The following is a 3410-nucleotide window of genomic DNA, read 5'->3' on the forward strand; positions in this document are numbered from 1 at the left end:
CTTGTTTTGGTGTGGGGTAAAATCGGTAAGAATAGGCTTTTTCCATATCTCGCATTCTAGCATATATCGTGTAAATGCGCTAATATTTAACGGTAAAGCCGTCGTAGAACGACGGGGTTTCAGACCCAAATTTTCGATGAAGTAATTATGCGTTGGATCACCGCTTGTGTATTGAGTCTATTGCTCTTTTTTGCCCTACCCATAGCGGCTTATGCCGATAGCCCGACTATTAGCGAAGAACAGATTAGAGAAGGGGAAGTTATCGCCGAAAAAGCCCTAGAAGCCACAGAAAAAGGGGATTACGCCCAGGCCGAAAGCTATTGGACCCAATTAGTCGCCAAATTCCCCACTAACCCCGCCGTCTGGAGTAATCGCGGCAATGCCAGAGTCAGTCTCAATAAATTAGAGGATGCGATCGCTGATTTTAACCAAGCGATCGCCATTGCCCCCGATGCCCCCGATCCCTACCTCAATCGCGGCACCGCTTTAGAGGGAGAAGGCAAATATCAAGAAGCGATCGCCGATTATAATAAAGTTTTAGAATTGGCTCCCAATGATGCCTTTGCCTATAACAATCGCGGCAACGCCGAAGGCGGTTTAGGGGACTGGGAAGCCGCCGTCAAAGACTATCGCCAAGCCACTCAACTAGCCCCGAATTTTGCCTGGGCGCAAGCTAATCTGGCTCTGGCCCTGTACGAATTGGGCAGATATCCAGAAGCAGTCCAAAAAATGCGGAATATTGCCCGCAAATACCCCATGTTTCCCGATGTCAGAGCCGCCTTAAGCGCCGTTTTATGGACCCAAGGACAACAGGGAGAAGCGGAAAGCAATTGGGTAGCCGCCGTCGGCATGGATACCCGCTATCAAGACCTCGATTGGGTAAAAAGCGTGCGCCGTTGGCCGCCGAATATGGTTCTAGCCTTAGATAAGTTTCTTAACTTAAAGTAAAGAAGGACTAAATAGCAATTTTTCTCGCAGTAGCGGGACTGAGGGGCAAATTATCCGGAAATCGGCGACTAAGATACAGTTGAGATGTGCTGGGTTGTACTGCATTTAAACTGCGTCGGGGAAATTTTAGTACAAATGCTCAAACTGCCTCGACCCAGCTCCGGCTCCCCCAACTCTGGTGGGGTTAAATACAGAAACTTGCAACTTTGACACCGCCACTGTCACTATCACCCCTAAGAGATGAAGTGTAAACTAATTAATTTGCTATCATTTCTGGACGACCAGCTACTGTTCCCCGTTCCCCAAAAAGAAAACTTTGTACCTTACCACTAAGATAACTGCTTTATCTGCAATGGCCTTTTTTACTCTCACTCACATTAACCATGACCGAGCCAACCCAATTAAACTATCACGATACCTATTCTTGTCCCGTCTGTCGCCATGGTAAAATTGCCGCTTTACCCCTCATGGAAGCCTATGCTTGTAACTTTTGTCAACACATTTTTACTGCTAATTTAGAACAACAAGTTTTAAAAATGGCCGATAGTCAATTACCCTTAACTTGGTATTGGAATGGTAAGTATTGGCAGGGTTTACCGAGAGAAGGAATGGAGATGGCAGGTTTTTACTTAATTATCGGTTTAGGATTTGTGATTTTTCCCACAGCAATTGTGGCTACGGGTGCCTATCTTTTTCCTCCAGTCGAGGGGAGTCCTTTGTCATGGGTGCCTCTATTTTGGTCGATTTTAACCTTTATTTGTCATGCTATTTGTTTACTCTGGTTAATGATCGAATATTATCAGTTTCCCGTTAATATGTATCTGCGGGCCTTGGCTCGTCGTTGGCAAAATTCTGTCGTCACTAGATTATTATCCTAGGAAGCATTCAATCCCAGAAAGGGGAGCAGGAAGTGGGGTGTAGGGTGTGGGGATAAAAAATCTGATAACTGATAACTGATAACTGATAACTGTTCCCTAAATTATCCCCAAAGGACAAAATTGACCCGATAATTCTAGTTTATTGTTTTGCAGCAGATATAAACCGTACTCAATTCCTTCTACTACTGCTTGATAGGAAGCTTCCAAAATATTACTAGACACTCCCACGGTAGTCCATCTTTGTTGACCGTTACTGGACTCGATTAAAACCCTAGTTTTCGCTGCCGTTCCCGAACCACTATCGAGGATTCTCACTTTATAATCGGTCAGGTGAAAGTTAGCAATTTCGGGATAGAATTTGACTAAAGCCTTTCTTAAAGCCCGATCTAAAGCAGCCACAGGCCCGTTACCCTCGGCCACTTCTAATAAATCTTCCTCTTTTACCCGTACTTTAATTGTAGCGATCGCATTACCACTATCCCGCAGCATATCACAATAAACTTGGAATCCTTTTAATTCAAAAAGGTGGCTTCTCTGTCCCAAAGCTTCCCGCATTAATAACTCAAAACTAGCTTCGGCTGCCTCAAATTGATAACCCTCACTTTCCAAGATTTTTAAACGTTCCAAAATTTGCCGACAGGTGGGATCATCTTTATTTAAATCGATGCCAAAACTGCGCGCTTTCGCTAACACATTACTTAATCCCGATTGGTCAGAAATGACGATGCGGCGCTGATTCCCGATCGCTTCCGGGTTAATATGTTCGTAGGTTAGGGGATTTTTCGCCACCGCAGAAACGTGAATGCCGCCTTTATGGGCAAAAGCGGAACGTCCGACGAAGGGAGCATGATCATCTGGGGCTAAATTGACCATTTCGCTGATTTTTCGGCTAGTTCCCGCCAATCGGCCTAATTGATTTTCTTCTAGGCAAGAAAAGCCCATTTTTAACTGAAGATTGGGAATTAAAGTACATAAATTGGCATTGCCGCAGCGTTCCCCATAACCGTTAATTGTGCCTTGAATCATGCGTGCGCCCTCGTTAACTGCCGCTAAGGAGTTAGCCACGGCGGTTCCTGCGTCATTATGGGCATGGATGCCTAATTTAGTCCCATTTTCCCCATCGGGATCGATGCCCAATTGCTCCCGTACTTTCTCCACAATGGGGGCGATTTCTTGGGGTAAAGTGCCACCGTTGGTATCACAGAAAACTAACCATTCGGCCCCGGCATCCCTGGCGGTTTTGAGGGTTAAAAGGGCGTATTCAGGGTTATTTTTGTAACCATCAAACCAATGTTCGGCATCATAAATGACTCGTTTTCCCTGACAGCGTAGATACTCGATCGTATCTCCTATCATGGCTAAATTCTCCTCCAGACTGGTTTTTAAGCCCTCTGTGACGTGCAGATCCCAAGATTTGCCGAAAATTGTCACCCAACGGGTTCTAGCGGCGAGAATGGCGGTTAACATCCGATCTTCCCGGGCCTCGACATGGGGGCGACGAGTGGAACAAAAAGCGACTAATTCCGCTTGTTTTAGGGGTTCTTCGTGCAGTTTCCAGAAAAATTGACCGTCTCTAGGGTTTGC

General features: G+C 45.7%; 4 protein-coding genes. 2 read left to right on the forward strand and 2 right to left on the reverse strand.

Annotation, left to right across the window (positions count from 1 at the left end; all coding sequences use genetic code 11):
• Nucleotides 1-55 (reverse strand): helix-turn-helix domain-containing protein (locus PX636_RS22680; RefSeq protein WP_353845587.1); only part of this gene is annotated, 55 nt, incomplete at its 3' end.
• A 92-nt stretch (nucleotides 56-147) separates the two neighbouring features.
• Between PX636_RS22680 and PX636_RS11430 the strand changes: the two genes are divergently transcribed.
• Nucleotides 148-948, forward strand: coding sequence for a tetratricopeptide repeat protein (locus PX636_RS11430; RefSeq protein ID WP_002742439.1), 801 nt, complete (start codon nucleotides 148-150; stop codon nucleotides 946-948).
• Nucleotides 949-1331: 383 nt separating this feature from the next.
• A complete protein-coding gene (locus PX636_RS11435; RefSeq protein WP_002797423.1) occupies nucleotides 1332-1826 on the forward strand; it encodes a hypothetical protein in 495 nt (164 codons plus the stop codon).
• A 96-nt stretch (nucleotides 1827-1922) separates the two neighbouring features.
• On the opposite strand, the gene cimA is transcribed toward PX636_RS11435, so the two are convergent.
• On the reverse strand, nucleotides 1923-3410 hold a 1488-nt coding region (gene cimA / locus PX636_RS11440), incomplete at its 5' end, for a citramalate synthase (protein WP_288117255.1).

The organism is Microcystis sp. M53598_WE2 (assembly GCF_030067735.1).
Taxonomy (GTDB): Bacteria; Cyanobacteriota; Cyanobacteriia; order Cyanobacteriales; family Microcystaceae; genus Microcystis; species Microcystis aeruginosa.

What these genes read in the sequence shown, in the direction of transcription:
- PX636_RS11430 (WP_002742439.1), top strand. Translation starts at nt 148, where the DNA reads ATGCGTTGGATCACCGCTTGTGTATTGAGTCTATTGCTCTTTTTTGCC.
- PX636_RS11435 (WP_002797423.1), top strand. Translation starts at nt 1,332, where the DNA reads ATGACCGAGCCAACCCAATTAAACTATCACGATACCTATTCTTGTCCC.